This window comes from Pseudoxanthomonas sp. PXM04 (assembly GCF_014851695.1).
Classification (GTDB): domain Bacteria; phylum Pseudomonadota; class Gammaproteobacteria; order Xanthomonadales; family Xanthomonadaceae; genus Pseudoxanthomonas_A; species Pseudoxanthomonas_A beigongshangi.
The window spans coordinates 1,204,063-1,221,163 of the sequence record NZ_JACVAG010000001.1; the positions used below are offsets into that span (position 1 = coordinate 1,204,063).

At 68.3% G+C, this 17,101-nt stretch carries 9 protein-coding genes; 6 read left to right on the forward strand and 3 right to left on the reverse strand.

Going from position 1 to position 17,101, the window contains the following annotated elements; all coding sequences use genetic code 11:
- Positions 1–42: 42 nt before the first annotated feature.
- Complete coding sequence (locus IB228_RS05645) at positions 43–1,446, reverse strand: ATP-binding protein (RefSeq protein ID WP_192197796.1); 1,404 nt, start codon at positions 1,444–1,446, stop codon at positions 43–45.
- 293 nt (positions 1,447–1,739) lie between these two features.
- On the opposite strand from IB228_RS05645, the gene IB228_RS05650 reads away from it, so the two are divergent.
- Together IB228_RS05650 and IB228_RS05655 are read left to right on the forward strand one after the other, a co-directional pair.
- Positions 1,740–6,638 (forward strand): ESPR-type extended signal peptide-containing protein, encoded by a 4,899-nt coding sequence (locus IB228_RS05650; RefSeq protein ID WP_192197797.1) that lies wholly within the window; start codon positions 1,740–1,742, stop codon positions 6,636–6,638.
- A 117-nt stretch (positions 6,639–6,755) separates the two neighbouring features.
- A complete protein-coding gene (locus IB228_RS05655; RefSeq protein WP_183641540.1) occupies positions 6,756–8,663 on the forward strand; it encodes a S8 family peptidase in 1,908 nt (635 codons plus the stop codon).
- Between the two features lie 102 nt (positions 8,664–8,765).
- On the opposite strand, the gene IB228_RS05660 is transcribed toward IB228_RS05655, so the two are convergent.
- Positions 8,766–9,401, reverse strand: a complete 636-nt coding sequence (locus IB228_RS05660; protein WP_183641538.1) for a hypothetical protein — start codon at positions 9,399–9,401, stop codon at positions 8,766–8,768.
- A gap of 158 nt (positions 9,402–9,559) precedes the next feature.
- Here IB228_RS05660 and prfB point away from each other — a divergent pair.
- From prfB to IB228_RS05680, 4 genes are all read left to right on the forward strand, one after another.
- Positions 9,560–10,685, forward strand: a protein-coding gene (prfB, locus tag IB228_RS05665; RefSeq protein ID WP_183641536.1) for a peptide chain release factor 2 whose coding sequence is annotated in 2 segments (ribosomal slippage) — positions 9,560–9,634 and positions 9,636–10,685 — 1,125 coding nt in all. Because the reading frame shifts where the segments join, the coding sequence is not laid out codon by codon here.
- Positions 10,686–10,768: 83 nt separating this feature from the next.
- Positions 10,769–12,292, forward strand: a complete 1,524-nt coding sequence (lysS, locus tag IB228_RS05670; RefSeq protein ID WP_192197798.1) for a lysine--tRNA ligase — start codon at positions 10,769–10,771, stop codon at positions 12,290–12,292.
- A 380-nt stretch (positions 12,293–12,672) separates the two neighbouring features.
- Positions 12,673–13,758 (forward strand): two-component system response regulator, encoded by a 1,086-nt coding sequence (locus tag IB228_RS05675; RefSeq protein WP_225562299.1) that lies wholly within the window; start codon positions 12,673–12,675, stop codon positions 13,756–13,758.
- A 3-nt stretch (positions 13,759–13,761) separates the two neighbouring features.
- Positions 13,762–15,954 (forward strand): ATP-binding protein, encoded by a 2,193-nt coding sequence (locus IB228_RS05680; RefSeq protein ID WP_183641529.1) that lies wholly within the window; start codon positions 13,762–13,764, stop codon positions 15,952–15,954.
- Positions 15,955–16,074: 120 nt separating this feature from the next.
- Here the strand turns inward: IB228_RS05680 and IB228_RS05685 are convergent, their stop codons facing one another.
- Positions 16,075–16,941, reverse strand: coding sequence for a crotonase/enoyl-CoA hydratase family protein (locus IB228_RS05685; RefSeq protein WP_183641527.1), 867 nt, complete (start codon positions 16,939–16,941; stop codon positions 16,075–16,077).
- Positions 16,942–17,101 lie beyond the last annotated feature (160 nt).

Here is a 17,101-nt window from a genome sequence, read left to right on the forward strand (position 1 = left end):
CCGCGTGCGGCGCGGTGCGATGCCTCGCCCCGTCCCGCCGACTCAGACCGCGTGGTCGGGGCCGACGCCGGCCCACGGCAACCGGATCGTGAAGGTCGTGCCCAGGCCGGGGGCGCTGTCGACTTCGATGTCGCCGCCGACCGCGTTGACGAGGTCATGCACGATGGACAGGCCCAGGCCGGTTCCGGTGCTGCTGGGCTTGGTGCTGAAGAACGGCTCGAACACGTGCGCGCGGACCTGCGCGGACATGCCCTGGCCGCTGTCGCCGAGATCGATCCTCACCACATCATCCTGGCGGGCGGCGGAGATCAGGAAACGCCCGCCCTCGGGCATGGCATCGCGCGCATTGGCGGCGATGTTGAGGATCATCAGCTCGAACTCGCTGCGATCCAGGTGCACGGGCAACGCTTCGCCGCTGGTGGCGAGCTCCAGCCTGATCGAAGCGGGGAACAACTGGCGCAGCATCGGCCGCATGCCGTCAATGGCGTCGCGGACATCGAAAGTCTCGATGCGCAGGCGATCATTGCGACTGAAACCAAGCAGTTTGCGGGTGACCGCCGTTCCGCGCTCCGCGGCTTCCTCCACGCCTTCCAGCGCCGCTTCCAGGCTCGCGCTGCGGGCGAGGGGATCGGCGAGGTCGAGGGCGCGATGGCGTTGCGCGGCGAAACCCCGGATCACGCCCAGGACGTTGTTGAAATCGTGCGCGACGCCGCTGGCCAGGCGGCCGCTGGCTTCCATCTTCTGTGCGTGGATGAGCTGGTTCTGCGCGCGCTCGCGTCGCGCCATCTCCTCCTGCAGTTCCCGGCCGCGTGCATTGGCGTCGTGCAGGCTTTCGCGCAGCGCGGTGACCGCCCGATCCAGGATCGCGGTGATGATCAGGTAGCTGATCACCAGCGAGGGCGCGTTGCGTAGCGCATTGCTGACCCATTGCGGCCCCCTGGCGATGTTCTGCGCGTCGGTGGCGAAGCCGAACGCGAACACCGCCAGCAACAGCGCGAATACGGTCCAGAGCGCGCGCCGGCCCAGCACCAGGCCGGAAATCACCAGGCACAGGATCACCGCGGTCTGATCGATGAGCTGCGCCTGCGCGCCCAGTTTGTGGAAAGCCAACGCCAGCGAGAACAGCAGCGCGCCGAGGAACAGGGTGATGGCGGGACGGAAATGGCCACGCCGGATCAATCCCACGCACAGCAGGGCCAGCGCCGCGGTGGCGAAGTCCAGCAGCAGGACGATGGCCCAGCCGGGCGGTATCGGCCGCGACGAAAGATGCCAGGCCCAGTTGGCCGGCAACGCGGTGCCGTAGAACATCAGCAGCAACTGCATGGCCGGCGCATTGCGCCGGTCGACGGCATCGGCGACCGGCGCGCTGCGCAGCCAGTGCGCGAGGGAACCCCAAAGGGTGTCGGGCGAAACGGCGGGGGTCGACAGGACGGGACTCCTTTGCATGCCTGCATGCCCGCAGGCGGGTGCCACCAGCATCCGCTGTCGCCGGTGAGATATCGGTGATTATTCGGCGAGAACGCGAGCGTGACAACGCCGGCGCGCGCAACTTAGTTTCGCGGTCAGCCCGGCGGCGTTGCAGACGACGCGCAGTTCCATCCAGCGGCAAGCCCGGGGCAGGGCGCGCCACCCATCCACACGGCAATGCGATGCGACGGCCGCACGCGGATTTTCCGCATGCCCTGGGCCGACGGGCGTGGCTTGCCTATCGAAATGACAAAGCAGGAGCGGAGATCGAGATGAACAAGATTTTCTGTCGTGTATGGAGCCATGCCAGGCAGGCGCTGGTGGTGACCTCGGAACTGGCTTCGGCACGCGGCAAGCGCGATGCGCGCCGCCGCTCCGGATCCGGTGCGGGGATCGGGCTGATTACATCCGCCTTGCTGATCGCGCTCGGCGCGCCCCCCGCGTTCGCTGACGATACGGATGCGCCGGCGTCCGCCGTGGGCGCCGACGAATGCGCAAACCAGGTCTCCGCGAATGACGGCGGCACGGATGCGCGGCAATGCGATCAGACCGCGCCGCCGACGATGGCTGCGGCCGGCGCGGTACCGTCCATCCTCGATCTCTATTTCCTCAAGATCACCGGACCACAGGATCTGCCGTGGACACCCGAGATCGAGGGACCGGTGCAGGCGCTGGCCAACGGCTACAGCGCCATCGCGATGGGATCCGGCGCCAAGGCCGAGGGCGACTACACCATGGCGATGGGCGACAGCAGTTGGGCGGCGAGCAACGCCGCGACCGCGGTCGGCGGGCAAAGCGTCGCCTACGGCATCGGTGCCAGCGCTTTCGGCCAGGGCGCGTTCGCCTATGGCGATGCCAGCACCGCGCTGGGACAGAGCTCGCTTGCCGCGGGTTTCGGCAATACCGCGGTGGGCGCGAGCGCCGAAGCCACGGCCGAGCAGGCGGCCACCGCGATTGGCGCGCTGAGCACCGCGGCCGGCATGGGATCGACCGCCATCGGCGGTGCCGCGCAGGCGTATGGCGACGGCAGCCTGGTGGGCGGCTTCAATGCCGGCGCCAATGGCGAAGCGGGTGTCGCGCTCGGCGCCAACTCGCGCGCCGTGGCCGGCGATTTCGGCGTCGCCGTCGGCGGCTACGCCACCGCGGTGGGCGGCGGCAGTGTCGGCATCGGTGGCAACAGCCTGGCCTACGGCGCGCGCGCGGTGGCGGTGGGCAACAATGCCGCCGCCACCGGGGAGGGCACCATCGCCATCGGCGGCAGCGAATGGGTGGATCTGGACGGCGACGGCGAGCCCGATGTCGGCGAGGCCACTTTCGCCGAAGGCCAGAACGCCACCGCCATCGGCAATGCCGCCGGTGCCAGCGGCATCGGCGCGCAGGCCATCGGCGATCGCGCCAGTGCGCTGGGCAACAACGCCACCGCCACCGGCGCGCAGAGCATGGCCGCGGGCGAATCGAGCACCGCCACCGGTGCGTACAGCGTGGCCAGCGGCGCCGAGAGCAGTGCCTACGGTTACCAGAGCCAGGCGGCTGGCGACTACAGCACGGCCGCCGGTGGCTCCAGCCTGGCGCTGGGCCAGGGTTCCTCGGCGTTCGGCACCGGCGCGAATGCCATTGGCGATCACAGCGTGGCCAGCGGCTACGGCAGTGTCGCCAATGGCGGTGACGCCGTCGCCCAGGGTCATGGCGCCAATGCGGAAGGTGGCGCCTCGGTGGCCATAGGCAATGCCGCCAGCGCATTGCATGGCAGCGGGGTGGCGATAGGCAACCAGGCATTGGCGCAAGGCCTGGGCGCGATGGCGCTGGGGGGGCAATCGGAAGCCAACGGGCTGTTCGCGACCGCCGCGGGCATGTTCGCCTGGGCCGACGGCCGCGAGAGTTCGGCGTTCGGCGCCGGCGCCGTGGGCAGTGGCTGGAAGGCCACCGCGCTGGGCGCGGGCAGCTGGGCGAACGGCCTGTTCGCCACCGCGCTCGGCGCCGGTGCGCAGGCCGCCGACGTATCCGTGGCGGTCGGCCAGGGCACCATCACCGGCATTGCCGGTACCGGCGTCGGCGTGCAGGCCAAGGCCGGCGAAGGTGGCGTTTCGGTGGGCAACAACACCCTGACCGGCCTCAACGGCGTCGCCCTGGGCCGCGAAAGCTGGTCCACCGGCGAGGAAGCCACTTCGGTCGGCTACAACAGCTACGGCTTTGGCAACGGCGCGGCCGCGCTGGGTTCCAACGCCTGGGCGATGGCGGACAACAGCACCGCGGTGGGTTCGTACACCTCGGCGACCGCGGACAACAGCGTCGCCCTGGGCCATGGTTCCAGCACCGGTGATCGCGCCAACACCGTATCGGTCGGTGCGGCGCAGGCGTGGACGGATCAATACGGCAATACCTTCGCCGCGATCGATCGCCAGATCACCAATGTGGCGGCGGGTACCGAAGCCACCGACGCGGTGAACAAGGCGCAGCTGGATGCGGTGGCCGACAGCGTGGGCGATGCCAACCACTACCTGGCGGCCGAGGGCGCGGGCGATGGCAGCGACGCGGCGATCGCCGACGCCGAGCACGCCGCCGCGGTGGGTGCCAACGCCGTGGCGGGCGGCGTGGAAAGCACCGCGATCGGCTACCAGAGCAACGCCGTGGGCGATCACGCGACTGCCGTGGGCGGCTCCAGCCTGGCGCTCGGACAGGGATCCTCGGCTTTCGGTACCGGTGCCAACGCGGTGGGCGACCAGAGCACCGCCACCGGTTATGGCGCGATCGCCAACGGTGCCAACAGTGCGGCGATCGGCAGCAACGCATTGGCCGAGGGCGATGACAGTTTCGCTGCCGGCAACGGCGCGCAGGCCAACGGCGGCGGATCGGTGGCGGTTGGCCCGAGTGCGGTTTCCAACGGCGCGATGGGCGTCTCGGTGGGGGCCGGCGCCCAGAACAACGGCTTCCTGTCCACTGCGGTGGGTGGAAACTCGCTGGCCGACGCGCCGTTCGCCACCGCGCTGGGCGCATTCGCGACCGCGTCGGCGTGGCAGGCCACGGCCGTGGGCGTGGGTGCCTTTGCCGAAGGTTGGAACTCGACCACCGTCGGCGCGGGCGCGACCGCCGGTGGCGGTGGCGTGGCGATCGGCGCGGGAGCCACGTCCGGCTACTGGCAATTCGACGAGGAAACCGGCGAGAACGTCTATGTCTCCACCAACGGCACGGCGGTGGGCGAGAACGCGGCAGCCACGGGTCTGTTCAGTACCGCGTTGGGCGGCTTCTCCGAAGGCTCCTTCAGTTCGGCCGGCGCCACCGGCAAGTACAGCACCGCGCTGGGCGCGGGTGCCTACGCCGGTTCGTACTGGGACAGCGAACTGGTGGGCGACCACACCACGGCCGTCGGCGCGGAGAGCTGGGCCATCGGCGGCTCGGCGACCTCGCTGGGCTTCAACAGCTTCGCCCAGGCCGATCGCGCCACGGTGCTCGGTGCCAACGCCTGGACCACGCCGGACGCGGCCAACTCGGTCGCGTTGGGCGAAGGATCGCTGGCCGATCGCGCCAACAGCGTGTCGGTCGGCGCGGCGCATGACTGGACCGACGCCGGCGGCACCGTGCACGCGGCCATCGATCGCCAGATCACCAACGTGGCGGCCGGCACCGAAGCCACCGATGCGGTGAACAAGGCGCAGCTCGACGCGGTGGCGGATGCCGGCAGCCAGGCCAGCCACTACTTCAAGTCCAGCGGCAACCGGGATGGCAGCGACGATGCCCGGGTCAATGGCCAGGGCGCGCTGGCCGCGGGCGAAGGGGCGGCGGCGGGTGCCAATGGCACCACCGCGGTGGGCGCTGGCAGCCAGGCGGGAAAGATCAGCGCGTCGGCCTTCGGCAACAACGCGCGCGCCACCGCGACCAACGCGACCGCGCTGGGCGCCAATACCCAGGCGATCGCGGCGACCGCGACCGCGGTGGGCTCCAATGCGCAGGCACGCGCGCAGGCCGCCACCGCGCTGGGCTACGACGCGCGGGTGGCCGACAGTGCCCAGGATGGCACCGCGATCGGTGCGCGTGCCCGGGTCACCGCCGCGAATGCGGTGGCATTGGGCGCGGGCTCGATCGCCGATCGCGCCGGCAGCGTTTCGGTGGGCGTGGCGGGCGGCGAGCGCCAGATCACGCACGTCGGGGCGGGCAGTGCCGACACCGATGCGGTCAATGTCGGACAGTTGAACGCCGCAGTGGGCGAAGTCGATGAAGAACTGGCCTCGGCGGTGAAGTACGACGACGAGGACAAGGACTCGCTGACCCTGGCGGGCGCGGAAGGCACCGTCATCGGCAATGTCGCCGACGGCCGCCTGGCGGCCGGCAGCCGCGAAGCCGTCAACGGAGGCCAACTGTTCCAGGTTGGCGATGGCATGGCGCAGGCGCTGGGCGGTGGCGCCTCGATGGGCCCGAACGGCCTGGTCGGACCTGTCTACGGCATCCAGGGCGGGAGCTACTACAACGTCGGCGATGCGCTGGGGGCGCTGGACGGCGCGATCGACGGGCTCAACACCCGGGTGGATCAACTGGAGCAGAAGCCGGGTAACAGCGGCAACGCCGGCAATGGCAACTCGCCCGGCAAGGAGCCTGGCAAGCCAGAGGGCGGCGCTGTCGCGTCGGCGTCTCCCGGCCAGGAAGAAACGGTAGGCGTCGCCAGTGGCGGCGGCGCGTCCACCGCGTCGGCCGCGCCCGTGTCGCCGGGGCCCATTGAAACGGCGGCAGGCACCGCCGGATCTCCGCCGGCCGCCGCCGCGCCGCCGGTGAGCGCGGCGCCGGACGCCGAAACAGTCGCCAGCGCCAACGCCTACACCGACGCGACCGCGACCAAGACCCTGACCTCGGCCAACGCCTACACCGACAGCCGGGTGAAGGCGCTCAGCGACGAGTTCAGCGGCCTGCGTGGCGAACTCGATCACCGCCTGAACCGGCAGGACGAGCGTATCAATCGCCAGGGCGCGATGAGCGCGGCGATGTTGAACATGGCGATCAACGCGGCCAACAGCCGCAGCTCGCGCGGACGCGTCGCGGTGGGTGCCGGTTGGCAGGACGGCGAAAGCGCGCTGTCGGTGGGCTACTCGCGTCCGTTGGGCGAGCGCGCTTCGCTGAGCATCGGCGGTGCCTTCAGCAGCGATGAATCGTCGGCCGGCATCGGCTTCGGTATCGACCTGTAGGCATCCAGCGACGTTCGCCGTACCGCATCCGCATCACCTGTTTCCTGTCACGGCGCGTCGCCGGCGGGCCAAGCCCCGCCGGCCGCGCCCGGTCCCTGAATCCTTCCGGAGAACGCAATGAAAAAGAGCACCCGCATCATCTGCACCGGCACCCTGGCCACCGCGGTGGTGGCCGCCCTGTCGGCATTCGCATCGGGCTACCTGACCGGTGGCACGCCCTGGCCACCTGCGGGCCTCAGCACGCTGGCCACGACCGCTTCGACCAGCGGCGGCGCCATGCAGGGTCCCGCCGTCCCCGGGGCGTCGACCGCGTCGCGCGGCAAAAGCATGCTGCCCGGGGCGCCCGCGCAATCCGGATTCGATCGCTTCATCGTGCGCCAGCGTGATGGCGCACGCGCCGTCCTCAGCGGCGCTTCCGTGCGCGATGCGGTGCAGGCCGCCGCGCGGCGCGCGGGCGTGGCCGGCCCGCGCGCTTCGGCGCGAGGTGCCGCCGCGTTGGACGTACAGCATCTTCGCCGGATGGCGAGTGGTGCCGACGTGGTCCGGTTGTCGCGAAAACTCAGCCGCGGCGAGGCCGACGCCCTGCTGGCGGAACTGCGCGCCGATCCGGCGGTGAAGTACGCCCAGCCGGACTACATCAAGCACCGGCTGGATTTCATCCCCGATGACCCGCGCTTCGATCTGCAATGGCACTACACCCATCCCACCGCCGGCATCGGCATGCCCGCGGCCTGGGACCTCAGCCACGGCGACGGCGTGGTGGTGGCGGTGCTCGATACCGGCTACCTGGACCATGCCGACCTCAATGCCAACATCGTGCCGGGCTACGACTTCGTGCATGACCCGGAAGTCGGCGGCGATGGCGACGGCCGCGATCCCGACGCGCACGATCCCGGCGACTGGTACGGCGGCGATCCCAGTTCCTTCCATGGCACCCACGTGGCCGGCACGGTCGCGGCCACCACCAACAATGGCGCGGGCCTGGCGGGCGTGGCGTTCGGTGCCAAGGTCCAGCCGGTGCGCGTGCTGGGCCATGGTGGCGGCTACACCTCGGACATCAGCGACGCCATAGTGTGGGCCTCCGGCGGCCATGTCGACGGCGTGCCCGACAATTCCGATCCCGCGGAAGTGGTCAACCTCAGCCTGGGCGGCAGCGGTTCCTGCAGCCAGGACCCGGCGACCCAGGAGGCGATCGATGGCGCGGTGGCGCGCGGCGTCACCGTGGTGGTGGCCGCCGGCAACGACGACGCCGATGCCGGGTTCTATTCGCCGGCCAGTTGCAAGGGCGTGATCACCGTGGGCGCCAACGGCATCGACGGCGCGCGCTCATGGTTCTCCAACTACGGCGCCTCCGTCACGGTCACCGCGCCGGGCGGCAATGCCACCAGCGGATCGGATCCGGATGATCGCTGGATCTGGTCGCTCGGCAATGCCGGCACCCAGGCGCCGGTGCCGAGTCCGGAGGGCGATCGCCTGATGGGCATGATCGGTACCTCGATGGCCAGTCCGCACGTGGCCGGCGTGGTCGCGCTGATGCAGGCCGCGGCGAACGCCGCCGGTCGTCCGCCGCTCACGCCCGAGCAGGTCAAGCAATTGCTGAAGGGCACCGTGAAGCCCTTCACCGTGCCGCCGCCGGTCAGCAAGCCGCAGGGGCCAGGGATTGTCGACGCCACCGCCGCGGTACAGGCGGCGACCCAGGAGATTCCGGAAGACGAGGGTGAACTGCTCAGCAATCGCGTTGCCCTGACCGCGCAGACCGGCGCGGCGGGCGACTCGCTGCTGTATCGCATCGTGGTGCCGGCGGGTCGGACCAGCCTCAACCTGCGCAGCTACGGCGGCAGCGGCGATGTGTCGATCTACGTGGCGCGCGAGCGGGTACCCACGACGACGCTATACGACCGCAAGTCGGTCAAACCCGGAAACAGCGAAGCGGTACTGATCACCAACCCGGCGCCGGGAACCTACTACCTGCGCGTCGTCGGCGAAACCGCCTTCGGAGGCGTATCGGTGATGGGGCTGTATTGATGGCCGGCGGGCGGGTGGCGCATCGGCGTCATCCGCCCGCACTCCGATCTCCGGTCGCGAGGGGCTTTGCTCATGCGGCGAGGCCACCGGCGCGAGCGTCGTTCAGAACATCTTGATCGAAAGGACGCGGCCGCGCTTGCGCGCGTAGGGCTGGTAGCCCTGGAGGATGTCGTAGCGTATCGGCGAGCCGTTTCCTTCCGTCTCCACGTAATAGCAATTCGCGCTGAGCTCGCCGTCGAACTCCATCGCCTGGGTAACGCCGTGACCGGTGCTGCCGTCAATCCAGGTGAATTCCAGAGCCTGCGGCTTCGTATACAGCCTCAGATCGCATGCCGCTGGGGCCATGTGCCGAAGCGCATAGGCGGCGTGGGTCAGTTCTCCGCGATAGTGGTACAGGTGGCGGCGCCGGGGTTGGGACAGGTTACCCGCGGGAATGAATTGACCATAGCCGCGGATGGTGATGACACGGCCGCTGACTTCGGTGAACTGGAACGGCGGGGTGTCCTCGTCGGGAACCTGCTGCCGCGCCAGGATGGCGCCGGCCCGCTCTGGCGACAGCAGGGTATTGTCCTCGCGGCCCCCGTGTCCGGTGACGTGGAAACCGTTGATGTCCGACAGCATCTGGCGGAGCAGGGCTTCGTCGGGGGCAGGGTGCCTCCAGCGCACGTTTCCGGCGCAGCCGGCGGCCAGCAGCGCCAACAACGCTGGCGCGAGGATGGGGCGGAACTTCGATTTCATGACGGATCGGGATTCGGAAAAGCGGAGATTCTGGGTCGGGCGGCGGCCCGGCCCCATAGGAATGCTCCCAGAAGCCGCCGCTCCACGCTTCGGGCGGGCGGGGTCGGCGGCGGCTTGTTACAATCCCCGGTTCCTCTGTGTGCCCCCCACCTCCCGCCATGATCGAACTGAACCCCATCCGCCAGCGCATTGCCGACCTGCAGAGCCGGCTGGTTTCGCTACGGGGGTATCTTTGACTACGATTCCAAGCGCGAACGCCTGGAAGAAGTGAACCGGGAGCTGGAAAGCCCCGATATCTGGAACAACCCCGAATACGCCCAGCAACTGGGCCGCGAGCGCTCGCTGCTGGACAAGACCGTCAACGGCATCCGCGAGATCGACGAGGGGCTGATCGGCTCCAGCGAACTGCTGGAACTGGCCGAGAGCGAGAACGACGAGGAAACCGCGCAGGCGGTGGTCGAGGACGTGGAGCGCTTCGCCGGCCGGGTGGACAAGCTGGAATTCCAGCGCATGTTCTCCGGCGAGATGGACAGCGCCAACGCCTTCGTCGACATCCAGGCCGGCGCCGGCGGCACCGAGGCCCAGGACTGGGCCGAAATCCTGCTGCGCATGTACCTGCGCTGGGCCGAATCGCGCGGCTGGAAGGTCGAACTGATGGAAGCCAGCGACGGTGAAGTGGCCGGCATCAAGTCGGCGACCTTCCGGGTCGAGGGCGACTACGCCTACGGCTGGCTGAAGACCGAGATCGGCGTGCACCGGCTGGTGCGCAAGTCGCCGTTCGATTCGGACAACCGCCGCCACACCAGCTTCACCTCGGTGTTCGTGGCGCCGGAAGTCGACGACAACATCGACATCGAGATCAATCCGGCCGACCTGAAGACCGACGTCTACCGCTCCTCGGGCGCCGGTGGCCAGCACGTCAACAAGACCGAATCGGCCGTGCGCATCACCCACGTGCCCAGCGGCGTGGTGGTGGCTTGCCAGACCGAGCGCAGCCAGCACGCCAACCGCGATCGCGCGATGAAGATGCTGAAGGCCAAGCTGTACGAGATCGAGATCCAGAAGCGCAACGCCGAGAAGAACGCGCTGGAAGCGACCAAGGCCGACATCGGCTGGGGCAGCCAGATCCGCAACTACGTGCTCGACCAGAGCCGGATCAAGGATCTGCGCACCGGCATCGAGCGCACCGACACCCAGAAGGTGCTGGACGGCGACCTGGACGAATTCCTGGAAGCCAGCCTGAAGGCAGGCCTGGAAGCCGGCGCCAAACGCATCGACGCATAATCACCGGGCGGGGCGGCGTCCCGCCCGATCCCGCGGTCCCGGCCGCATCCACCACGTTTCCCCATCCCAATCCCTATCCCGCCATGACCGAACAGACCCCCGTGCCGACGCCCCACGCCGACGAGAACAGCCTCATCGCCGAGCGCCGCGCGAAACTGACGGCGCTGCGCGGGCAGGGCATCGCCTATCCGAACGATTTCCGCCGCGCCGATTACGCCGGCGATCTCCAGGCCCAGTACGCCGATGGCGAGCTGTGGACCGCCGAGAGCCTGGAGGCGGCCAACCGCCGGGTCAGCGTCGCCGGCCGGCTGATGGCCAAGCGGGTGATGGGCAAGGCCAGCTTCGTGCAGATCCAGGACGAATCCGGCCGCCTGCAGCTGTTCCTGCAAGCCAATGCGCTGGGTGACACCTACGACGCCTTCAAGGGCTGGGACATCGGCGACATCGTCGCCGCCGAGGGCGCGCTGACCCGCACCAAGACCGGCGAGCTGTCGGTCAAGGCCGACCAGTTGCGCCTGCTGACCAAGGCGCTGCGCCCGCTGCCGGACAAGTGGCACGGCCTTTCCGACGTCGAGCAGCGCTATCGCCAGCGCTACGTGGACCTGATCGTCACCCCGGAGGCGCGCGACGTCTTCATCAAGCGCTCGCGCATCATCCGCGCGATCCGCGAATGGCTGGACGCGCGCCGCTTCCTGGAAGTGGAAACGCCGATGATGCATTACATCCCCGGTGGCGCCGCGGCCAAGCCGTTCGTGACCCATCACAACGCGCTGGACATGGATCTCTACCTGCGGGTGGCGCCGGAGCTGTACCTCAAGCGGCTGGTGGTCGGCGGCCTGGAACGCGTCTACGAGATCAACCGCAACTTCCGCAACGAGGGCGTCAGTACCCGCCACAATCCCGAATTCACCATGCTGGAACTGTACGAGGCCTATGCCACGTACAACGAGATCATGGATCTGACCGAATCGGTGATCCGCGATGTCGCCCATGAAGTGCTGGGCACGGGTGCGGTGAGCTGGGAAGGGCAGGCCATCGATCTGGAGCCGGCGTTCCGCCGCTGGCGGATGGACGAGGCGGTTCGCCACCACAATCCGGAGATCAGCCTGGCCGACTGCACCGATCGCGAAGCGCTGGCGAGCCATTGCCAGCGCCTGAAGATCGCGGTCAAGCCGTCCTACGGCTGGGGCAAGCTGTTGCTGGAGATCTTCGAGAAGACCGTCGAGCACACCCTGATCCAGCCGACCTTCATCACCGATCATCCGGTCGAGGTCTCGCCGCTGGCCCGCGCCAACGATCGCGACCCGGGCTACACCGATCGCTTCGAACTGTTCATCAACGGCAAGGAGCTGGCCAACGGCTTCTCGGAGCTCAACGATCCGGAAGACCAGGCGGCCCGGTTCCAGGCCCAGGTGGCGGCCAAGGAGGGCGGCGACGACGAGGCCATGCACTACGACGCCGACTACATCCGGGCGCTGGAAGTGGGCCTGCCGCCGACCGGTGGGCTGGGCATCGGCATCGACCGGCTGGTGATGCTGCTGACCGGTTCGGATTCGATCCGCGACGTGTTGCTGTTCCCGTACATGCGTCCGGAACACCACGGCTGACGCGAACGGTCGCGCCGCGACAGGCCAGGTGACGCGCTGGGGCGATTTGCCTGCCCGGAACCCGTCACCCGCCATGTCCGGACCTGGCGTGCGGCTCCCCTCCGGCCGCCGGAACCGCCCATCCGTTTCCCACGAAACGCCCGCCCTGCGGGCGTTTTATGTGACTACTATCCCGATTTTCCGGTTCCGTCGGCGACCTGAACCGCACTGGCACGCTTTCTGCGTCAAAAATCCCACGCTCCGTGGTCCGGCGTCGGGTTCATGACCCCGCCAACGGCCGCGGACCCCGCAGCAGTGGTCAGCGATACACGCAGGAAACGGTTCCCATGCTAGATGCCAGCGCAGCCATCGCCGGAGTATCCTTGCCCGACAGTCACTTCATGTGGCCACAAGGGGCGGGAAGCGCTTTGAATATCGTCATCGTCGATGACCAGACTTCGGCGCGCACGATGCTGCGCCATGTAATCGAGGACATTGCCTCGGAACTGAGCGTGCACGACTTCGGGGATCCCCAGGTCGCGCTCGAATGGTGCGAGAAGAACCGCACCGATCTGCTGCTGCTGGACTACCGCATGCCGGGCATGGACGGACTGGAATTCGCCCGTCGCTTCCGCCGGCTGCCGCTGCACCGCGACATTCCCATCATCCTGATCACCGTGGTCGGCGACGAGCCGATCCGGCAGGCGGCGCTGGAAGCCGGCGTCATCGATTTCCTGGTCAAGCCGGTCCGCCCGCGCGAACTGCGCGCCCGTTGCCGCAACCTGCTGCAACTGCGCCAGCAGTCCGAGAACGTCAAGCAACGGGCCCTGTCGCTGGAACAGCGCCTGCTGTCGAGCATGCACGAGGTCGAGGAGCGCGAACGCGAAACCCTGTCGCGGCTGGCCCGCGCCATCGAGTACCGCGACAGCGGCACCAGCGCCTACCTGGAGCGCATGGCCCACGTGGCGGCGCTGATCGCCGACGAACTGGGCCTGCCGGAAGACGAGGTCCGCGCCATCGAGCTGGCCGCGCCGCTGCACGACATGGGCAAGATCGCCATTCCCGATTCGGTGCTGATGAAGCCCGGTCCGCTGACCGAGGACGAGACCGACGTCATGCGCCGGCATCCCAAGATCGGCCACCAGTTGCTGTCCGGCAGCCAGAACCGTTTCATCCAGACCGGCGCGATCATCGCGCTGCGCCACCATGAGCGTTACGACGGCAGCGGCTATCCTGATGGCCTGGTCGGCGACGAGATTCCGTTGGAAGCCAGGATAGTGGCGGTTGCGGACGTGTTCGACGCGCTGATCTCGCCCCGGCCCTACAAGAAGGCCTGGGAGAAGGACGCGGCGCTGGCGTACCTGTACGCCCAGCGCGGCCGCCTGTTCGACCCCTCCTGCGTGGATGCGCTCATCCGCGGGCGGGAACGTCTGGACGACATCTGCGAGCGCTACTCGACGGTGCAGAGCCGTCCAGGGATGGAATGAGTCATGGAACGCAATCTGGTCTCATGGATCAAGCATCGTCTGGCCAACCGGCCGGACAGTGAGCACGGCCAGACGGCGATCCGCGTGATCATCTTCACCGGCGTGATCGTCTACATGGGCGTCGCCGCCCTGTATGGCACGCTGCCGCCGGACGTGTACCGCTGGTCCGCGACCATGAGCGGGGTCGGTGCCGCGATCGGCCTCATGCTGTTCATCGCGATCCTGCTGGAGCCGGGCAAGTCGCACGTCCGCCGGGTCATCGGCATGCTCACCGACTACGGCCTGATGACCGTGGCGATGGTGCTCAAGGGCGAGCCGCTGGCCTGGCTGTACGTGATCCTGATGTGGGTGACGGTCGGCAACGGCCTGCGCTACGGCAACCGCTATCTGCTCGGCGCGGTGGCCTCGGCCTGTATCAGCTTCGGTATCGTGCTGATGGTCAGCCCGTACTGGCAGCAGAACCTCAATCTCGGCCTGGGCCTGTGGGTCGGCCTGATCGCGGTCCCGATGTACCTGTCCGGCCTGCTGCGCGATCTGACCCGCGCCACCGAGGAAGCGCGCCGGGCCAACGAGGCCAAGAGCCGCTTCCTGGCCAACATGAGCCATGAATTCCGCACGCCGCTCAATGGCCTGGCCGGCATGTCCGAACTGCTGGCGACCACCCGCCTGGACAGCGAACAGCGCGAATGCCTGTCGACCATCCAGGCTTCCACCCGCAGCCTGCTGGCGCTGGTGGAGGACGTGCTCGACATCTCGGCCATCGAGGCCGGAAAACTCAAGCTCAACGTGGTCGATTTCTCGCCGCGCGAGCTGGTCGAGAGCATCGGCCTGATCCTGCTGCCGCAGGCGCGCGGCAAGCAGCTCAACTACGAAGTGCACTTCGACGACGACGTGCCCGCGGTGCTGCGCGGCGATTCCGGACACCTGCGCCAGGTCCTGCTGAACCTGGCCGGCAACGCGGTCAAGTTCACCGACAAGGGCGAAGTGCGCCTGCAGGTCGCCCTGGCCGGCAGTCCGAACCGGCTGCGCTTCACCGTCACCGATACCGGCATCGGCATTCCCGCCTCGGTCCGCGAACGCCTGTTCGAGGCCTTCGAGCAGGCCGACGTCAGCCTGGCGCGCCGCTATGGTGGTACCGGCCTGGGCACGACCATCGCCAAGGGCCTGACCGAGGCGATGGGCGGCACCATCGGTTTCGAGAGCAGCGAACAGCGTGGCAGCTCGTTCTGGGTGGAATTGCCGTTCGAAGCCGTGCAGCCGCGCGAGATCACCCCGGCCATCCAGGTGCCGGCGAACTGGCTCGACGACGCCAACGCCAAGCCCGGCGCCGAAAACATCATCGCGTTCTCCGATCCGTTCCTGCGTCATCGCGCGCGGGTGCGCAGCATGCAGATCCTGGTCGCCGACGATCACGAGGCGAACCGGATGGTCGTGCAGCGCCTGCTGCAGAAGGCCGGTCACCGGGTGACCTGCGTCAATGGCGGCGAGGACGTGCTCAACGCCCTGGATTCCTTCGACTACGATGCGGTCATCTGCGATCTGCACATGCCCGATGTCAGCGGCCTGGATCTGTTGAAGCAACTGCGGGTGATGGAAGCCGGCTCCGGCCAGCGCACGCCGGTGGTGATCCTGAGCGCCGACGTCACCCCGGACGCCATCCGCAACTGCGAACGCGCGGGTGCCCGCGCGTTCCTGGCCAAGCCGGTGGTGGCGACCCGCCTGCTGGATACGCTGGCGGAAATCGCCACCAATGGTTCGATCACTTCGCAGGCACAGACGCAGGCGCCGGTGCCGACCACCGCGATGCGGGCGGGCGACGAGATCCTCGACATGACCGTGCTGGACGAACTCGGCGCGCTGGGCATGGGCGAAGCCTTCGAGCGCGAATTCATCGCGCAGTGCCTCAACGATGCCGACGGTTGCATCGGCGCGATGGCGCACGCGATGGAACATGGCCAGGGCGAACACCTGCGCGATCACGCGCATGCGCTGAAGGGCGTGGCCAGCAACCTGGGCCTGATCAAGCTGGCGGCGGCGGCGAGTGAACTGATGCGCCTGGCCGACTGGCAGATCGCGCGCGAGTGGCGGCAACGCCTGGCGGCGGTGAATTCCTATCTGGCCCAGGGCAGGGCGGCGCTGGAAGCACGCGAACGGTCACGCCATTCGCCCGATCACGGCAGCCACGAGCGCAACTGATCGGCGGTTGCGTGATGGCTGAAAGGGGATGGCTCAGGCGGGCGGCCACGGCCGTCCCGCCATCCGGGGAAGCATCGCGCCGTCCCCGCCCCCTGTAGTTGGCTGCGATTCGATCGTCGATCAGGCGGCCTGCATGGCACGCTTTTCCTGCGCGCGCACGATGCGCTCCATCATCCGCAGGGACTTGTCGCCCAGCGCCAGCGCGGTATCGACCCACACTTCGGTGATGTTCATCAGCTCGTCGTAGCTGACCCGCTGGGCCAGGCCGCGCACCGTGTTCATCGCCAGGTGGGAGTAGGGCGCACGCTGCTGCTGGCGGATCAGATCCTGCACGGCGGCTTCGCCCTGGCCCTTCGGCACCAGGATGTCGACGATGCCCATCTTGTGGAACTCCTCGCTGGAATACATGTTGCCTTCCAGGATGATGCGTTCGGCCAGTTGCGGCGAGACGCGCTTGCACAGGAACGAATAGGCGCCCATGCCCGGGAACAGTCCGAACAGGACTTCCGGCAGGCCCATTTCGACGCCTTCCTCGGCGACGATGGTGTGGCAGGCCAGCGCCATCTCAAGGCCACCGCCCAGCGCGTCGCCCTGCAGCAGCGCGATCGTGCGCACGTCGCCGCCCAGTCCGGTGTGCAGGGTGTACACGCCATCGATGCAACGGCGGGCGTACGACAGCAGGTGTTCGCGGTCGTTGCTGCGGATCAGCTTGGCGAACAGATCCAGGTCGCCGCCGAGGTTGAACGCCGGCGCGGACGAGGCCAGCACGAAATGGCGCAGGCGACCGGACTGGCGCTCGCTCTCGCGCAGGGTGATCGAAGAGGTGAAGCTCCACATTTCATCCAGCAGTTCGCTGCGGAAGCACGGCCGGGAACCCTTGCCAGCGTCGTTGTGCATGTACATCCAATGGCTGTTGCCATCGGGCGCGGACTCCACGCGGATGGTGGAGAAATTGCGGGTGCGCTGAAGTTTTTCGACGTTGTTCATGACGACTCCTGGTGGCCTGTGGCCGATGGTGTGGGGATTGGTATTGGGGACGTGCTGGGCACGGCGCGATGCTACACCTGAACGGATAGTGAAAAGACGACGCACACTGACTGACCGGTCGGGGACAGCATTTATCCCTTCCCATCGTTCATAAATGTGA

Bases quoted from the DNA above. Each gene is read 5' to 3' on its own strand.
- lysS (WP_192197798.1), top strand. From the start codon at position 10,769: ATGACCGAACAGACCCCCGTGCCGACGCCCCACGCCGACGAGAACAGC.
- IB228_RS05650 (WP_192197797.1), top strand. From the start codon at position 1,740: ATGAACAAGATTTTCTGTCGTGTATGGAGCCATGCCAGGCAGGCGCTG.
- IB228_RS05685 (WP_183641527.1), bottom strand. From the start codon at position 16,941: ATGAACAACGTCGAAAAACTTCAGCGCACCCGCAATTTCTCCACCATC.
- IB228_RS05645 (WP_192197796.1), bottom strand. From the start codon at position 1,446: ATGCAAAGGAGTCCCGTCCTGTCGACCCCCGCCGTTTCGCCCGACACC.
- IB228_RS05680 (WP_183641529.1), top strand. From the start codon at position 13,762: ATGGAACGCAATCTGGTCTCATGGATCAAGCATCGTCTGGCCAACCGG.
- IB228_RS05660 (WP_183641538.1), bottom strand. From the start codon at position 9,401: ATGAAATCGAAGTTCCGCCCCATCCTCGCGCCAGCGTTGTTGGCGCTG.
- IB228_RS05675 (WP_225562299.1), top strand. From the start codon at position 12,673: ATGTGGCCACAAGGGGCGGGAAGCGCTTTGAATATCGTCATCGTCGAT.
- IB228_RS05655 (WP_183641540.1), top strand. From the start codon at position 6,756: ATGAAAAAGAGCACCCGCATCATCTGCACCGGCACCCTGGCCACCGCG.